Raw genomic sequence first — 16146 nt, 5'->3', positions numbered from 1 at the left:
AACTTTATGCGTATTCTCGAAGGTATTCATGGATGATTCCCAGCAGCCAATCCCGCTCGCCGGGAATCTGCTCTCGCAGCCTGGCGGCTGCCACAGGCAGCTGCCATTTCTGGATATCCCCTGGCTTGGCATTGGACAACCTGCAATATTCCTTTATGTAGACTTTGTTCCAGAGCATGCGTGCCACCCGGGCAGGAAACGCCCGGATCGCTGGCAGGTCAAGCGGATCAAATGGAGATTGGAACATCAGCGATGTTCGGGCCACGTCGCAGAGCGGATGACCGACACAAGCACCATTCCAATCCAGCGCGCGACACCCCTTCTCCGTGATCACTACATTATCGGGGTGGAAGTCGCCATGGCAGATAGACTCCCCTTCCGGCATGGAGTCGAGTACGGAGAGGATGGCATCCACCTTATTTGGCAAAATGCCGCTGGCATCCATGATGGCATGCTCCAGCTTCTCCTTCTGCCTTGGCAGCATGGTCGTTGTAAAGCCGTGAATATCATATTGGAGTCTCGCCATGCTCCGTGCACACCGTAACAGTTGATGGGGAGACGACAAGACGTGATTCAACATCGTTGGGCCCGTCATTCGCTCATATAACAACCCTCTTCTCCCCTCAATTTCTAATATGTCATATACGGCCGGAGCCGGCACGCCCGCTTCCGAAACCCTTCGACTCATCTCCGCCTCATATGATATCCACTCGGGGCGGTAATCCGCATCGAATAGTTTTAATACCTGCCGTTCTCCCCATTCGTAGACTTCGGCATTTCGGCCCCTTCCAATCAGTGCTCCCTTCATCTTCGCTGGTTATCCCCTCTCTTGAGTTTAGCTAGATTTGGACGTAGAACCCGCCAACATCCGCTGGATGACCTCTCAGATCTACTGCCGTCCCTTCAGGTGCTGACCACATTCACGTCAATTCGTTGATGTCATTATATGATACGGACACTTCGCTTCGATTCCCACCAGGGAATGAAATTCACCTCCGTCCGGGGACGGATACGAGCTTGTCTGTTTATCTATCAGTGCCCGTCTCCTCTTTACGCACAGAACACCAGCAGGATATGATATCCATACAATTCGTAAAAGTACGAACCATGGGAGGGAGACTTCAGACCATATGATGCGAATAAGCGCATTTGCTAAAATCAGCGGTATTTCCATAAAAACCTTACGATATTACAATGAGCTCGGTCTATTAATACCCGCCCATGTTGATGAGCAGAGCGGGTACCGGTATTATTCCGAAGAACAGCTGTTGACGGTGAAGCGAATTGCTGCATTTAAAGATCAAGGCTTTACATTAGAACAGCTCAAGCCTTTTTTTGATGACCATATTGAGACGAATGACGTGAAGAATAAACTAATCGATAAAATGGATGAACTGCAACAAGCGATGCTATCGATCCAGCAGCAGATGGACGAGGTGAATGGTAGTATGAAGCGTCTTGAGCAACGTCGTGTGGAGCATCTCGCCCATCAGATCACAATCCGTAAAGTCCCGTCTCAGCGAATCGCTTCAATCCGAGACCAGGTTCATCGAAGCGAATTATGCCTGCTGCTTGATGAGATTACGCAGTATATCAACGCTCATGGTGAACACGATACACATCAGATGACCATCCTATGGCATGACCATGACAACTGGAACGGAGCTCATTCCGATCTGGTAGATATCGAGGTAGCAATTCCGATTACCATATCCATTCCTGCCAGCGAGCGAGTGCATGTCGGTTTCCTGCCTGAATTGAAATCAGCTGCCTCACTTGTCCACCACTGTAATCCCTATGAAAATGACTGCCCCGCGGCCTCCGAACTCCGGACATGTCTCTCCTCACAACACCTCACTCCCTCCAACCGCGCACCAGTTCGAGAAACCTACCTAACGGCTGATAAAGATATTTATGGCAAGACACGGCTTGCTGAACTGATAATTCCCTTGGAAGAGTAAGACGACGTCTTCTACACAACTTGCACTATTCTCACTCCCCCTTGACTCTCCCCTGTACTGGAGAGTGTACAGTTACAGGTAATCAAAAATAAGGGGTGGGACGTATGAAACGATTAAATGGTCAAGCAGCACTGGTGACAGGTGGGAGCCGGGGAATAGGCAGAGGTATCGCCCTTCGGCTAGCGGAGGAAGGAGCGCTGGTTGTGGTCCATTACGGAACTCGTCGCGATGCGGCGGAAGAGGTTGTTCAGACCATTAAGGAACATGGGGGTCAAGCGATAGCCGTGGGTGCCAACTTAGACTCTGTAAGTGGAGCCAAGGGGCTGATTCTTGCGCTTGAAGAGAAGCTTCTGCGAATAACGGGGGACCATCGATTCGATATCCTCGTGAATAATGCAGGTATCGGGACCTCAAGTACACTGGAAGACACAACAGAGGAGAGCTTTGACGAACTGATTGCCGTTAATGTAAAGGCACCCTTCTTCCTGGTTCAGCAAGCCCTACCGCTTCTACGTAACGGAGGTCGTATCATCAATATCTCATCAGGTGTTACCCGCATCGCATATCCACACATCATGGCATACAACATAACCAAAGGCGCCCTCAATACCTTCACCTTGCATCTTGCCCAGCTGCTTGGACCACGAGGAATTACCGTCAACGCTGTACTACCAGGTATCGTGGATACCGACGTCAATGCGCCATGGCTTCACACGCCAGAAGGACAACAGCATGCATCCGAGATGTCTGCCCTGGGCCGGGTCGGGCAGCCATCGGATATAGCCGATGTCGTGGCTTTTCTGGCTTCTTCCGACGGACGCTGGGTGACAGGACAGCTCGTGGATGCGACGGGCGGCTCCCATCTGTAAGACATAATCGGGACGATTTCAAACTGGCGATAACCAGGTTGGAATCGTCCCTTCAATATGCTACTAAGGAGCGACGCTACGGCTAACGTGCCTGGGATTCAGAATGCACCAAAGAGCAGCTTTACAGCCGCTCTTTGGTGGGTTTGCTACGTGAGTATAGCGAAATTTTTTCCTTAAGAGCCTCTTACCAGATGCAGCCCGCCTACCCATTTCTCGACAGCGTAGAGACCCGCGGCATCGGCCGTTCCTGCCAGCACTCGAGCACCCAAACTCGTCAGCTTAATGACGCTCTCGCGGAAATCTGCTGGTGAGGTCTGCTTAAAATTGGCTGATGGCACTACCCCTTGGACCTCCAGTAAGGGATTGGAACCTGCCGCCATCGTGGACAAGTAATACCAGAATTCCAGGTCACCCATACCCAGCACGTGCAGTTCATCACCCACGCTCCGGAATAATGCATGCGGCTTGGTCTCTCCACCCTCCACCTTCTTCAATATCGTCTGTTCAATGATTCCAATCCCGTTGTGAGCAAAAGGCCAGCGTGAGAGATGGGCTTCAAAGGCTTCCCGAACAAAAGGCAAAGCCGATGTATCTGACGCCAGCAGCTGCTCATGCACCTCCGGTTGATCGGATGAATAGGCTTCCCATACGCGACTTCCAAGCGCCAGCTCTTCTTCACCAATGGATTGCCAGGTGCCGGACAGCGTCTCGAGCTGCTCCGTACTAAGCTGTCCAAGCCCGCGAAACAGCTCGATCCCAGGATAAGATCCAATGCACAGCAGGCTAAGCTTCGTATCTCCCAAGGAATAACCCTTGAGCTTATGCAGCAGATACGACAGCATCGTCTGATCGTACAGATCATGCTCAAACCAGAGTACAACTTCATCATAGGCCTTAAGATTCCGCAGTTTGCTTTCCTGCGCGTTGCAGTTGGCTATAAACTCCGTTTGCGGAATGCCGAGCGTCCTTTCCAGATACGCAGCCCTCTCCCTCAGATGCTCATCGGTGTCCATCTCCATAAATACCGGACCGAACGTATACAGCTCCCTCCAGACCAGAATATCCCCGCGGATATTCCCTTGTTTGAGCTTATCCCCGACCGAATCTCCATTCACAATATGCAGCATGCGTACTCCTCCTTCATGCAAGTCAGTGAACACCGAGACAAAGTCGGCGACGTGGAGGGTGCTCTTGAGCTTGCGCCGTGCATCGTACAGCCTTTTTTTCAAGGCCGACACCGATACGTCCAGATAATCCGCAATTTCGCTGAGATGGTACCCTTGAAAATAATATAGCTGGACTGCCATACGCATGCTGTCCGGTAATTCCGCTACGGTGCGATGCAGATGCCGGATCAGCTCCCGCTGCTCCACGATGGACTCTACGTCGCGTGAACGCTCCGAGGGGGGCGGCTCTATCTCATGAATCGGTACCGTTACGAAAGATTTGCGGCGCAAGACACGATAACATTGACGCTCTACGATCACTTTAAACCAGCCGGGAAAACGTGCGGCATCGCTCAGCTTGTCCAACTGGAGGAAGGCCTCCACAAATGACTCTTGGACGGCATCCTCTGCTAGATGAACATCCCGCAGTTTATCGTATGCCACGGCCAGTGACATTCCGGTATAATGCTTCACCAGCTTTGCCTGCGCCCCTCGCTCTCCCCTCTGTGCGTCTTCCACCCACTGCTTCAACCCACGTCACCTCCCTTCTCTGATGTCTATATCTCTAAGTGCCACTCCTAGTGAAAAAGGTTACCTATTAAAAAAATCATTATCCCTTAATTACACTTGACTTCTAATAACAACTGTGAAATGATTCTCATCATATCCTTCATCCGCTGCTCGAAGTGAGCAAGCGAGAAGGGTGTAAGAACAACATATCACACAGCGATGAGAAGAAGTAGTAGCGTATCGATTAAGAGTCCAAGCGAGCCGGCGACAGGTGTGAGGTCCGGTACTTTTAAGATAGGTGAATGGCTCTTCTCGCTTCAACCCGAACCCTCGCTTTCGCGCGACGCAGTAGGCCTTGACGGAACTCCCCCGTTATCACGGGAGACATGATGGGATACGCTATCCCAAGTCATGCGCAAGGCGCGACGCTTCTGGTCGAATTCGGGTGGTACCGCGGAGTTTTTTACACTTCGTCCCATAGGGGATGAGGTGTTTTTGTGTTGTTCTGACTATCATTAGGAGGTGCGAAATGAAACGATTATTATCAGGCATTAAACCAAGTGGGGATCTGAATATCGGGGGATATGGAGGTGCCTTGCGACAGTACGTCAAGCTGCAACATGACTACGAATCCTTCTTCTTCATTCCTGATTACCATGCCGTCACCGTGTACCAAGACCCTAAGGAGCTTCACGAACGGACCCGAGATGTGGCGGCGCTCTACCTCGCGGCCGGGATCGATCCGGGTAGATCCACGATTTTTCTGCAATCCCAAGTCCCCGCGCATACCGAGCTGGGGTGGCTGCTCGAGACGCAGGCGCATTTCGGCGAACTCAAGCGCATGACGCAATTTAAGGAGAAATCGGAAGGCAAGGATGTTGTTAGCTCTGCTCTGTTCACGTATCCGGTACTCATGGCAGCGGATGTGCTGCTCTATCAAGCTACACACGTACCCGTCGGTGACGACCAGAAGCAGCATCTGGAGCTGACCCGGGACGTGGCTGAGCGCTTTAACAAACGGTTCGGCTTAACCTTCACGTTACCGGAGCCGATCATTCAGGATATTGGCTCGCGCATCATGGGACTCGATGATCCAGGCAAGAAGATGAGCAAGAGTAATCCCAATCAGAACAGCTGCGTGCTGCTCATGGATTCGCCGGACGACATCCGCAGGAAGTTCTCCAAAGCCGTCACGGACTCCGAGGGTCAGGTGCGCCACGACTGGGAGCAGAAGCCGGCTGTCAGCAACCTGATCGAGATTTATTCCGTCTTCGCCGATGAGGAAATCGCCGTCATTGAGAGGCGGTATGAAGGTCAAGGATATGGCGTCTTTAAGAAAGAACTGGCCGAGGTCGTCATCCAGAAGCTGCTGCCTATCCAGGATAAGTACCGTCAACTAGTCGATTCATCCGAGCTTGATCGGATCTTGATCGACGGGGCGAAGCGAGCGGCCGACGTTGCCAGCGATACGCTCCTCGCGGCCAAGAAGGCGATGGGCTTCGTCACGTTCTGAAAGAACCGCAGGGTGTTTCCATAGACCTGCAAGCAGATCGGAAACACCCTGCATTTTCATCAATCCACAATTCTTACAACCTCGAATCGACTCATTACTTCATGAACAACCCGGCAGTCATGAGATTACCTCTAACGTTTGACACTTTTCTAGTAATCTAAAGCACCGTATTGCCGTATGGATTCAGTAAGTTGATAGGTAAGCTTGCCCATCTCTTCCGGAGACTGCTTATAGCTTTGAAAAGTCCATTCAATCAATAAGCTGTGCAAGAGAGAAGCTAAGGAACGAAAAACATAATCATAAAATTCACTAGTTGACGGTTGAGACGACATCAGATACATCACATCATTATTTTGAATATAATACTCTAGGCTTCGATAGATGATTTGTCTAACTTTGCGGTCAGACAGATGGATATTATGAAATAGCGGGTACGTCGTATAGTCTTTCCAATTCTGAAAAAAAGAGATGAACACAGCTTCGCCAGTCAACTGCCCTTCGCTCAGCCTGCTGTCAAAAAATTTATATTGATGGCATAAATATTCATATAAAATATCATCTTTATCTTGATAATTACGATAAATCGTTTGTCTCGCCAAACCGGATTTTTTGGCAATCTCCGTCATTTTAATATCAGAGTAGGCTTTGGTCTCCATAAGATAAAGCAGCGAGAGGGTAATCCATTCTTTGGACTTCTGCTGTCCTGCAATGAAATTATCTATATGTAACACTTCCTTCATTATGTCCATTTCCGTAAGCGATCTATTGCTATGGGATATAAAGTATACTATCGTTACAATTGTAACATCTGCAGAACCGTATGCGCATCGGACAAGTTATACAGGCAAAAATTTTTTTGTTGGTAATTGAGAACGATATTCATTATTAAAGAATCAGGAGTGAGATTGTGAACAAGATGAAGTCATCATCTAGAATGCTCGTATCGGCGTTAATCATAATGATCTTAACGATATTAACAGCTTGTGGAAGCAATGAAGCTAATCCAGATAATACTACAGACACTCCGTCGCCGGCACCGACTGCGGCTGAGGAAACAAGAACGATTGTCCATGCGATGGGAGAAACACAGATTACAGGGACACCTGCAAGAGTGGTTGTATTAACAACGCAAGGTACGGAGTCCTTGTTGGAATTAGGAATCAAACCCGTAGGAGCTGTCCAATCTTGGATTGGAGATCCTTGGTATGATCATATTAAAGATCAAATGGATGGCATCGAAATTTTAGGTGACGAAACCCAACCGAATCTCGAGTTGATCGCCAGTTTACAGCCAGATTTGATTCTGGGTACGAAAGTTAGGCAAGAAGCGATTTACGATCAATTAAAGGCGATAGCGCCTACGGTATTGACTGAAAATCTTGGTGACAGCATGATCGAGAATTTCACTTTATACGCTGAGGCATTAAATGTAGAAGAAAAAGGCCAACAAGTACTTGCCGATTACCATAAATTGATTGACGAAGCTTCTGCTAGACTCGGAGACAAAACGAAATTAGAAGTATCGCTTGCTCGTTTCCAAGCGGGTATAGCTCGCGTGTACTATAAGCAAAACTTTGCTGGCGTTGTGCTAGACCAACTGGGATTTGCCAGAACGGAAATACAAAATAAAGAAGAATTCGCTGAAGAAATTACGAAGGAACAGATTAATGTACTGGATGGAGACGTGTTGTTCTATTTCGCATCGGATCGCAGCGGCGAAACAGCTGCCTCTGATACGGCAAAAGAATGGCTTGCTGACCCTATCGCTCAAAATATGAATATCAATAAAAACGGACAAAGCTATCAAGTAGATGAGGCCATCTGGAATTCATCCGGCGGAATCATTGCTGCCAAACTATTAATCGCGGATATTGAAAAATACTTTGAAAATATTCAGCCTTAAAGAGAACCGGTTCTTCATAAAAAGAGGGGGAGGAAGGCGATGAACTCTCTTTTGTTCAGCAACAAAAGAAAAGCGATAGGATTCGTTGCAGCCTGGTTGTTGCTTATCGCAGCTGCCGCTGCAAGTGTCCTGTTTGGTCTAAGAAGCTTTGACCTTGCCACCGTGATCGGGGCGTATACAACCTTTACCGGCAGCGACGAGCAGCTTATCATTCGAACATCGAGAGTGCCTCGCGCATTGACTGCTGCCGTCATAGGGTGCAGCCTTGCCATAAGCGGAGTCTTGTTACAGGCAATGACAAGAAATCCGTTAGCCTCTCCTTCTATACTTGGAGTCAACGCAGGTGCTGCTCTGGCTATTGTGGCAATGCTGTATGGCTACGGTGCCGTGTTTTCCTTCACGGAGTTAATGTGGTTCGGTTTTATCGGAGCAGGTATAACGCTTGTCTCATATTCATCATCGCCATGATAGGCACTGGAGGCATGACGCCATTAAAGCTGATATTAACGGGATCAGCTTTGGCGTCTTTTGCTTCTTCATTGAATTCATTATTTATGCTCATTAGCAATGAAACCTTGGAAAGCGCGCTGTATTGGCTGACTGGCTCCGTGTCCAATAGCAATCTGAATCATACGCTTCAAATGCTGCCGTATTTTTCCCTTGCATGGGTGGTCTCCCTCTTCATGTGCCGTTCCCTCAATATTATGGCGATGGGTGATGATGTGGCAACAGGACTGGGACAACGTATGGCATGGATGAGAGTGGCGACGATCGTGGTCGTGGTCATACTGGCGGGAGGAAGTGTCGCTCTAGCGGGTCCCATAGGTTTCATCGGTATCATGGTTCCACATATTTCACGCTGGTTAGTTGGTAATGACCATCGATGGGTTTTACCATATAGTGCCGTGTTAGGCGCCGCATTTTTATTGCTGGCTGATTTGTTATCCCGATTCATGCTTCCTTCCAAAGAAGTACCGGTGGGTGTGACTACAGCCATACTAGGTGTCTTTTTTGTAGTTGTGCTCGTAAGGAGGAAGACACTTGCTTAAATCCAGCAAACGATTCGTTTCTCTGAAAATTTTGACGCTTGCCCTCCTGTTGCTTGTCGCGTTAATACTAAGCATCGGGCTTGGCAGTTTGCACGTCCCGACATGGGATGTTATAAAAGCAATGGTCGGCATGGGTGAGCAGAAATATCAGCTTATTCTATTTGAATTGCGTTTGCCGCGCATCATGGCTGCAATATTAGTAGGGGCGGCTATGGCCGTTTCTGGCACGATATTGCAGGCGCTGGTAAGGAATCCGTTGGCTTCTCCCGATTTGATGGGGACTACTTCTGGCGCAACAGCGGCTGTTGTTGCTTCATCACGATCATGAATGGACAAGTGAGCGTTGCCTGGCTGCCGCTCGCTGCATTGGCAGGAGGTTCCATCGCTTCAGCCTTAACGTATATCCTTGCGTGGAAGAGAGGCAGTTCACCGCTCAGAATGGCTATGATCGGCGTATCGATTTCATCCGCGTTTGCGGCCATAACGGTTTATTTCACCATTGCAGGGCCCATCTATCTCGTATCACAGGCGTTAGGCTGGATGGCAGGCACCGTATATGGGACCTCATGGAATCATGTAGCCGTATTGGCCCCGCTGGTTATCCTATTCGGGCTTATCGCTTGGTTTCAGTCCAGAACGCTGAATATATTAGAGGTTGGCGATCAGATAGCAACTGGCGTAGGAGTGAGAGTAGAGAAGAAGCGATTCCTGTTTATCGCATTAAGCGTCATACTGGCCAGCTCAGCTGTAGGCATTGCAGGGGGAATTAGCTTTCTAGGGTTGATGGCACCCCATATAGCCCGTAAAATAGTAGGCAATAATAATAGTCTAGTCTTGATTGCTTCGGCGATCATTGGGGCACTGCTGCTATTGTTGGCTGATCTCGCAGGCAGAACGATGTTTGTTCCCATGGATATTCCAGCGGGGATCTTTACGGCTATATTAGGCGCTCCATTCTTTGTGTATTTAATGTATAAGCAGGGTAAACGAGGTTGAAATAGCGTGTGCTTTAACTGAACAGCGCTTGGATTTCCAAGCGTTTTTTTGCCTATTTCATCGAGAGTGATTCATGATTACACACCATTTTTTTCTGTGAGGGACCCTTTGTCCCAACCATGCAAAAAAAGAGGGACCCGAGCCTAATGCCCGGTCCCTCTACTCGTCAAACGAATTTAGGAAGCTGTGGTCAGTGCAGATGCATTCTTTTCCTTTGCGTTTGCCTTCTTCAACACCGATGTCAGGAACAGGGCAAGGAAAGCCGCCGCAATAGCCCATAGAATGGTTGTATGTGCAACGTATGGTGTTAGTCCGTCGAAGTACATAACATCCCGAAGGGATGAGCCTGCAATCCGAAGCGGCGTCCAAGTGTAGAGCCAATCTTGCGTCACCTGTGGCAGAAACTCGGGTGCCATATTGAGCACCGGCATGGAGAAGAACATTAACAGTACCAATATTCCCATCGCCGGGAAACCCAGCCAGTTCAGCAAGGTCGATTGGATCAGGAAGAAGGCCGAGCCGGACAGCCACAACACGAACCAAATGCTGGCTGCATTATTCATCTCCATACCATACCAGGAAGATGCCATCCAGACCAGAAACCCGGAGACCACTCCTGCAAGGACAATTCCCATAGCCCCCTGGATCAAGACCATGCCACCCAGCCGATTACGGCCTGATGCCTGGTTTACCACTTGATATAATACGACGCTTACGATCAGACACCCGATCCATAGAATCTGGATTAACATCCCTGGCGCATTCCCGCTCGCATGGTTAACGCCAACCGGGTGAACCACTTCCTCCTGGACCTGAAACGGGGTTAATAGCGCCTGTGCCGTAGTGACAGGGATAACCTCCGTTTGGGATCCGATTGTACTTAGCATCTGCTGAGACAACGCGTCACCAGCCATCTGCATCGCTTGACCTAGCATTTGCTTAACCGCGGTCGATGCCTGAACACTCATGCCTTCATTCACAAGTATCTGAACAACGGCCGGTGCAGGGGCCGAAGTCTGCATGGACAGTACGCCCGCGCTCAGATTGGCTGGAAGAATCAGCGCACCATAATACTTCTGCGCATCCAGCCCTTCCCGCGCTGCGGTTTCCGATTTCAAGATATCCCACTTCACGGGCAATTGCGAATTCGACTGCAGCATGTCCTTCATCATGTCACCGACGGCCAGCGTTCCCCCGTCCGGTAACGTTGCCGATTCATCCAGTACCACCAATGCAACCGGAAGGGACTTCGGCTTCGCTCCAGCAACAGATCCCATCATCGCCACACCAAATATCGATAGTACGACAAACACAGCCAAAATACCCAGCCACAGCGTTTTTTGTTTAAATAGACCCGCTCTCAAAATAACCACTCCTCGTCTTATATAATTAACATAGTGTTGATTAATGATCATAACGTTAATTATAATGAGAAGAGTAATTCGTTCAATCATCAGCTTTGTGTAGAATGTTGATTAGTCGCCAAGTAGACTGCCATGTGTTGATTATGTATTCAATTTAGGGCGGGAGGAATGCTCAATGACCAAGAAAACTGATCGAAGACAGCTCCGTACCAATCAATTACTCCGTCAATCGCTATTCTCGCTCATGCAGGAGAAGCGCATGGATTCTATTACCGTGACGGATATCGCTAATCGAGCGGATATTAATCGTGGAACCTTTTATCTCCACTACAAGGATGTCCCCGATATGATCGAACAGATCAGCCAGGAGATGTTAGGCAGAATTCAAAAGATCTTTGTCACTATGAATCCGCGGGAGACGGTGGGATTTGCTGCCAAAGGGGAGCCCTATCCTCCAACTGAACTGATATTCGAGGAAATCCAGGCCAATGCCGATTTCTTTCGCGCTATCGTTGGACCCCATGGAGATATGTCGTTTGTCAGAAAGTTTCGGCAGTTTATCATTGACCTGATTTTCAGCAAACATGTCATCGGAACGGCTCGTCCAGAGTCTGACTCCGTGCCAACCGATTATCTGGTCGCTTATATGACTTCGGCCAATATTGGGCTTGTGATTCACTGGATTGAGTCCGGCATGAAGCTATCGCCTCGTGAAATGGCGATTCTCATGACCCAGCTTATGAATTACGGCCCACTCATCACATCCGGCATCACCAGCAAACCTTCTCCCCTATCTTAAAACGTTATCTCAGCACAAAAAAGACTTGCAGGTATCAGATCCTTTGATCCCTGGCAAGTCTATTGCGCATTTGTTTCTTTACTTCACCAATTGTTTGACCAACTCGCGATTACGTTCCTTGAACATCTCATTGTGCGACGATACCATGGCGTACTTAAGCGCCTCCGGCTCGACAAACTGCTTGGCACTGTTAACGGCATTAGCGGCATCCTGGAACGCCCCTGCAATCAGATGCAGTTTGCCCTCGAAATTCAGAATATCGCCAGCCGCGTAAAGACCAGGAATAGAGGAAACGCAGTTAGCATTGCCCGCGATGTAATAATCGTCGACGAGCTTGATGTCCAGCTTACTGTTATCCATCAGCGATTTATCGCGTTCGTAGCCATGATTAATAATGACTTCGTCAATGTCGAGGACCGACACTTCCCCCGTCAGACTGTTCGTCAACTCTACCCGTTCAATGCATTCATGATTATCCGCAGCGATCAGCCTCGTAATCGACGTATTGAAGTGGCAAGTAGCCGAGCTACCTAATAGCTGCTGCACTTGAGCTTCATGACCGTTCAGTTCGTCCTTACGGTATGCCAGATATACCTTCTTCGCGATCGGCTCCAGCTCATTGACCCAATCCACGGCTGAATTACCGCCGCCGGACACGATCACCGTCTTACCTTTGAAATGCTGCAAGGATTTTACCGTATAGTTGAGGTTGGACACCTCGAACCGCTCGGCTCCCTCGATCTCCAGCTTCTGCGGATTCAGAATACCCCCGCCTACCGCCATTATGACCGTTTTGGATAAATGTACGCCGGAGTTTGCCGTATGTAATTCGAACACACCATCTTCATTGCGCGACAAGGACTCTACCTTCTCATTAAGCAGGACTTCCGGGTTAAACGTTAATCCTTGCTGAACCATCTGTTCAATCAACTTCGCGCCAGGCGTAGGCGCCAAGCCGCCGACATCCCAGATCATCTTCTCTGGATAGACATGAACTTTTCCGCCGAGTCTCGGTTGGAACTCGATGATCTTCGTCTTCATGCCGCGCAGGCCGCTATAAAATGCAGAATATAATCCTGCGGGTCCTCCACCAATAACCGTCACATCAAAGATTTCACTTCCACTCATTTGTGTTCACTCCCAGTATATATAATTAGGTGGAATGGGCTCACCTATTTTCGTAAATGATTATCATTATCAATTAGTATACGTTGCCTTCACCTGATTTACAATGAAGTTTTACGAAAAATTCATTTTGTCACATTTCATACATACATCTGGAATTTGCTTTTACTACCATGCAATATGTTGTGTTTAAGCAGGGGAAATGTGAAGATCATCTGATTTTCCCATTAAGATATGGATTGACAAGATGAGGGAGCAAACATTATATTAATGGATGAAATTGAGAATCATTATCGATATAGGTTCGCTAACAAAGTTGGAGGTGACACTATGATTCGCCTAAGTACAAATCAAATTAGCGTCGGATACGGCGAGAATCTAATATTAAACCGTCTGGACGTCAATATACCTGATAAAAGAATAACTACGATCATCGGGCCCAATGGCTGCGGAAAGTCGACTCTTCTCAAAGCCGTAACCCGGATCATTCCTTACCAAGCAGGAGCCGCTGTTCTCGATGGAGAAGAAATTGCCAAGATGAACACGAAGCTGCTCGCCAAGAAACTGGCCATTCTACCACAGACACCGGAAGGACCCGGCGGATTGACCGTGGGTGAACTCGTATCCTACGGACGTTACCCCCATCAGCGCGGCTTCGGACGCCTCACCAAACAAGACATGGAGGTCATTGATTGGGCATTAGAAGTTACTGGGACGCATGATTATAAATTCCGCTCGGTGGATGCCTTGTCCGGCGGACAACGCCAACGTGTATGGATTGCCATGGCGCTCGCGCAAGAAACCGAGATGATTTTTCTCGATGAGCCAACTACTTACCTGGATATGGCTCATCAGCTTGAAATCCTTGAACTGCTGGAAAAGCTCAACGTTGAGCAGCAACGCACGATCGTAATGGTTCTACACGATCTGAATCAGGCTGCGCGGTTCGCAGACTACATCATCGCGATGAAAGACGGCAACATCGTCCATGCCGGAACACCGGATGAGGTTATCTCTCATGAGGTGCTTAAACAAGTATTCCACATCGATGCTGAGATTGGACGCGATCCACGCACGACCAAGCCGATATGCATCACCTATAACCTATTAAGAGATCAAGAATCCAATAGCAAGCGCCCTGTAGAAGAACCGGTTCAGCCTGTCTACCGTGCAGTGGCTCATTCATAGTGCCTGCGGGGCTGATAACGAAAGCCCGCACTCTTCAGGCACGACTACATAGACCGTAGGTACATCCACCGATAGATGTACCATAAGGCGTGCATTAGAATAAACAGGAGTGTCCGCAGACACTCCTGTTTATTCATCTCATTACTGCTTCTTCTCTTTATTCGCTGCCTCTTCCAGCCGCCGGAATCGCTTCAAGTCTGCTTTTCGAACCGGCAAGGCTCGCGTCGCAACAGCTTGACTACGGCAATGATGAGCATTAGCAGCAGCACGGTGAACGGCAGGGCTGCGATCAGCGAAGCCGTCTGCAGCGCCTCAAGACCGCCAGAGTACAGAAGAACACCTGCGATGGCGGCCATCAGCGTGCCCCAGATGATTTTTGCAAGATGCGGGGGATTCAGACTCCCTCGGGTAGTCATACTGGCCAGAATATAGGTCGCGGAGTCGGCCGACGTCACGAGAAACGTCAAAATCAAGATAATCGCCAACACGTTCATCACAGATGAGAACGGCAACTGATTGAAGAGTTGGAACAGCGCCGAAGTCACGTCCGCATTAACCGCTGCCGCGATGCCGGTATTCTCATGTAGATCAAACCAGATGGCCGTTCCACCGAACACAGCAATCCACAGGCAAGCGATCACCGGCGGAACCACCATAACGCCAACAATGAATTCCCTCACGGTTCTTCCTTTGGACACCCTGGCCACGAATGCCCCCACATAAGGCGACCAAGCAATCGCCCATGCCCAATAGAAGATCGTCCACTCCCGCACCCAGCTCCCTTCTGCATAAGGCTGTAGTCGCAAGCTATAGGACACAAAATTGGTTATGTAGTCACCCAGCGCCAAAGTGAACGTCTCCAGAATAAACACCGATGGCCCCGTAATGAACACAAACAGCAAGAACAACAGAGCCATTGCCAGGTTAAGGTTACTGAGATGTTTGATCCCTTTATCCAGCCCCGTCGTAGTCGATATCATATACCCTACAAAAATAATGCCGAGCATGATCAATTGCAGTCCGATTCCGTTATGGAAGCCCATGATCGTATTCAGACCACCGCTCATCTGCATGACGCCAAGACCGATCGATGTCGCAATCCCCATGACAGTTGCAATGACTGACAGGATATCGATGCTGTTCTTAACAACCGGCTTAGATCCGGTCACAGGCTCAAGTGCCGTTGAGACGAGCCCATCCTTCTGCTTGCGAAATTGGAGAAAGGCAATCACAAGTCCTATAATAGCGAACACAGACCACTGGCTGATGCCCCAGTGAAAGAACGCGTAACCCATCGCCAGCCTAGCTGCCTCAGTGCCCTGAGCCTCCACACCGCCAAACGGGGTCGTAAAGAAATGACTCATCGGCTCCGCTACACCCCAAAATACAAGCCCGACCCCAAACCCGGCGGAGAAGAGCATTCCGATCCAGGTGAAAAACGGGTACTCCGGCTTGCTCTTCTCGCCTCCGAGCCGTATAGATCCATATTTGCTGCCTGCAACCCAGATCAAAAAGATAATGATTACGAAAATCGATAACAGGTAGAACCATCCGAAGTTATTCGTAGTGAACCGATATAAGTACCCGGCAACTTCGCCGAACGCCTCCGGCATAACCGCTCCCAATATCGCAATAATGGCGATCAGAACAGCCGACACCATAAATACGACATTCTTAAATAAATCCCTCTTCAAATCCATCCA

The 16146-nt window shown here is 49.1% G+C and carries 15 protein-coding genes and 1 pseudogene; 10 read left to right on the top strand and 6 right to left on the bottom strand.

Translation table 11 applies throughout. The features are described 5' to 3' along the window. Positions 1 to 4: 4 nt before the first annotated feature. Positions 5 to 808: a phosphotransferase gene (locus JCM10914_RS10635; protein ID WP_023960544.1), complete on the bottom strand. Its 804-nt coding sequence runs from the start codon at positions 806 to 808 to the stop codon at positions 5 to 7. 322 nt (positions 809 to 1130) lie between these two features. Between JCM10914_RS10635 and JCM10914_RS10630 the strand changes: the two genes are divergently transcribed. Beyond that, positions 1131 to 1961 (top strand): MerR family transcriptional regulator, encoded by an 831-nt coding sequence (locus JCM10914_RS10630; protein ID WP_023960542.1) that lies wholly within the window; start codon positions 1131 to 1133, stop codon positions 1959 to 1961. Between the two features lie 104 nt (positions 1962 to 2065). Then, positions 2066 to 2830, top strand: a complete 765-nt coding sequence (locus JCM10914_RS10625) for an SDR family oxidoreductase (protein ID WP_023960540.1) — start codon at positions 2066 to 2068, stop codon at positions 2828 to 2830. Positions 2831 to 3003: 173 nt separating this feature from the next. Here the strand turns inward: JCM10914_RS10625 and JCM10914_RS10620 are convergent, their stop codons facing one another. Beyond that, positions 3004 to 4527 (bottom strand): sigma-70 family RNA polymerase sigma factor, encoded by a 1524-nt coding sequence (locus tag JCM10914_RS10620; protein ID WP_023960538.1) that lies wholly within the window; start codon positions 4525 to 4527, stop codon positions 3004 to 3006. Between the two features lie 508 nt (positions 4528 to 5035). Between JCM10914_RS10620 and trpS the strand changes: the two genes are divergently transcribed. Next, positions 5036 to 6019, top strand: coding sequence for a tryptophan--tRNA ligase (gene trpS, locus JCM10914_RS10615; protein ID WP_023960536.1), 984 nt, complete (start codon positions 5036 to 5038; stop codon positions 6017 to 6019). 149 nt (positions 6020 to 6168) lie between these two features. Here the strand turns inward: trpS and JCM10914_RS10610 are convergent, their stop codons facing one another. Further along, entirely contained in the window at positions 6169 to 6759 is a 591-nt protein-coding gene (locus tag JCM10914_RS10610; RefSeq protein ID WP_023960534.1) for a TetR/AcrR family transcriptional regulator, read from the bottom strand. Between the two features lie 176 nt (positions 6760 to 6935). Here JCM10914_RS10610 and JCM10914_RS10605 point away from each other — a divergent pair, with 176 nt between their 5' ends. Genes JCM10914_RS10605 through JCM10914_RS10590 form a run of 5 tightly spaced genes read left to right on the top strand, consistent with a single transcriptional unit; the run spans position 6936 to position 9967 of the window. Next, positions 6936 to 7922, top strand: a complete 987-nt coding sequence (locus tag JCM10914_RS10605; protein WP_036717722.1) for an ABC transporter substrate-binding protein — start codon at positions 6936 to 6938, stop codon at positions 7920 to 7922. Between the two features lie 39 nt (positions 7923 to 7961). Then, on the top strand, positions 7962 to 8390 hold the full coding sequence (locus JCM10914_RS30080) for an iron chelate uptake ABC transporter family permease subunit (protein WP_023960530.1): 429 nt from the start codon (positions 7962 to 7964) through the stop codon (positions 8388 to 8390). A 14-nt stretch (positions 8391 to 8404) separates the two neighbouring features. Next, positions 8405 to 8971, top strand: a complete 567-nt coding sequence (locus JCM10914_RS30075; protein ID WP_023960528.1) for an iron ABC transporter permease — start codon at positions 8405 to 8407, stop codon at positions 8969 to 8971. Next, complete coding sequence (locus tag JCM10914_RS30070; protein WP_023960526.1) at positions 8964 to 9299, top strand: iron chelate uptake ABC transporter family permease subunit; 336 nt, start codon at positions 8964 to 8966, stop codon at positions 9297 to 9299. Before JCM10914_RS30075 ends, JCM10914_RS30070 begins: the two co-directional genes overlap by 8 nt. Continuing rightward, positions 9296 to 9967 carry an iron ABC transporter permease gene (locus JCM10914_RS10590; RefSeq protein WP_052019713.1) on the top strand — a complete coding sequence of 224 codons (672 nt, stop codon included), beginning with the start codon at positions 9296 to 9298 and terminating at the stop codon, positions 9965 to 9967. Before JCM10914_RS30070 ends, JCM10914_RS10590 begins: the two co-directional genes overlap by 4 nt. 176 nt (positions 9968 to 10143) lie before the next feature. Here the strand turns inward: JCM10914_RS10590 and JCM10914_RS10585 are convergent, their stop codons facing one another. Then, positions 10144 to 11331 (bottom strand): YhgE/Pip domain-containing protein, encoded by a 1188-nt coding sequence (locus JCM10914_RS10585; RefSeq protein ID WP_023960520.1) that lies wholly within the window; start codon positions 11329 to 11331, stop codon positions 10144 to 10146. Between the two features lie 175 nt (positions 11332 to 11506). On the opposite strand from JCM10914_RS10585, the gene JCM10914_RS10580 reads away from it, so the two are divergent. After that, a complete protein-coding gene (locus JCM10914_RS10580) occupies positions 11507 to 12130 on the top strand; it encodes a TetR/AcrR family transcriptional regulator (protein WP_023960518.1) in 624 nt (207 codons plus the stop codon). Positions 12131 to 12208: 78 nt separating this feature from the next. On the opposite strand, the gene JCM10914_RS10575 is transcribed toward JCM10914_RS10580, so the two are convergent. Continuing rightward, entirely contained in the window at positions 12209 to 13258 is a 1050-nt protein-coding gene (locus JCM10914_RS10575; RefSeq protein WP_023960516.1) for an NAD(P)/FAD-dependent oxidoreductase, read from the bottom strand. A 327-nt stretch (positions 13259 to 13585) separates the two neighbouring features. Between JCM10914_RS10575 and JCM10914_RS10570 the strand changes: the two genes are divergently transcribed. Beyond that, positions 13586 to 14443 (top strand): ABC transporter ATP-binding protein, encoded by an 858-nt coding sequence (locus JCM10914_RS10570; protein ID WP_023960514.1) that lies wholly within the window; start codon positions 13586 to 13588, stop codon positions 14441 to 14443. A 141-nt stretch (positions 14444 to 14584) separates the two neighbouring features. Here JCM10914_RS10570 and JCM10914_RS10565 read toward each other — a convergent pair. Continuing rightward, positions 14585 to 16143, bottom strand: a pseudogene (locus JCM10914_RS10565) (BCCT family transporter). Positions 16144 to 16146: the final 3 nt, after the last annotated feature.

It is taken from the genome of Paenibacillus sp. JCM 10914 (assembly GCF_001315105.1).
Lineage (GTDB): Bacteria > Bacillota > Bacilli > Paenibacillales > Paenibacillaceae > Paenibacillus_AQ.
The sequence above is the reverse complement of the archived record's forward strand: the minus strand, read 5'-3'. Positions and strand labels throughout refer to the sequence as shown.

What these genes read in the sequence shown, in the direction of transcription:
- JCM10914_RS10635 (WP_023960544.1), bottom strand. Translation starts at nt 808, where the DNA reads ATGAAGGGAGCACTGATTGGAAGGGGCCGAAATGCCGAAGTCTACGAA.
- JCM10914_RS10630 (WP_023960542.1), top strand. Translation starts at nt 1,131, where the DNA reads ATGATGCGAATAAGCGCATTTGCTAAAATCAGCGGTATTTCCATAAAA.
- JCM10914_RS10625 (WP_023960540.1), top strand. Translation starts at nt 2,066, where the DNA reads ATGAAACGATTAAATGGTCAAGCAGCACTGGTGACAGGTGGGAGCCGG.
- trpS (WP_023960536.1), top strand. Translation starts at nt 5,036, where the DNA reads ATGAAACGATTATTATCAGGCATTAAACCAAGTGGGGATCTGAATATC.
- JCM10914_RS10610 (WP_023960534.1), bottom strand. Translation starts at nt 6,759, where the DNA reads ATGAAGGAAGTGTTACATATAGATAATTTCATTGCAGGACAGCAGAAG.
- JCM10914_RS10605 (WP_036717722.1), top strand. Translation starts at nt 6,936, where the DNA reads ATGAAGTCATCATCTAGAATGCTCGTATCGGCGTTAATCATAATGATC.
- JCM10914_RS30080 (WP_023960530.1), top strand. Translation starts at nt 7,962, where the DNA reads ATGAACTCTCTTTTGTTCAGCAACAAAAGAAAAGCGATAGGATTCGTT.
- JCM10914_RS30075 (WP_023960528.1), top strand. Translation starts at nt 8,405, where the DNA reads ATGACGCCATTAAAGCTGATATTAACGGGATCAGCTTTGGCGTCTTTT.
- JCM10914_RS10590 (WP_052019713.1), top strand. Translation starts at nt 9,296, where the DNA reads ATGAATGGACAAGTGAGCGTTGCCTGGCTGCCGCTCGCTGCATTGGCA.
- JCM10914_RS10580 (WP_023960518.1), top strand. Translation starts at nt 11,507, where the DNA reads ATGACCAAGAAAACTGATCGAAGACAGCTCCGTACCAATCAATTACTC.
- JCM10914_RS10575 (WP_023960516.1), bottom strand. Translation starts at nt 13,258, where the DNA reads ATGAGTGGAAGTGAAATCTTTGATGTGACGGTTATTGGTGGAGGACCC.
- JCM10914_RS10570 (WP_023960514.1), top strand. Translation starts at nt 13,586, where the DNA reads ATGATTCGCCTAAGTACAAATCAAATTAGCGTCGGATACGGCGAGAAT.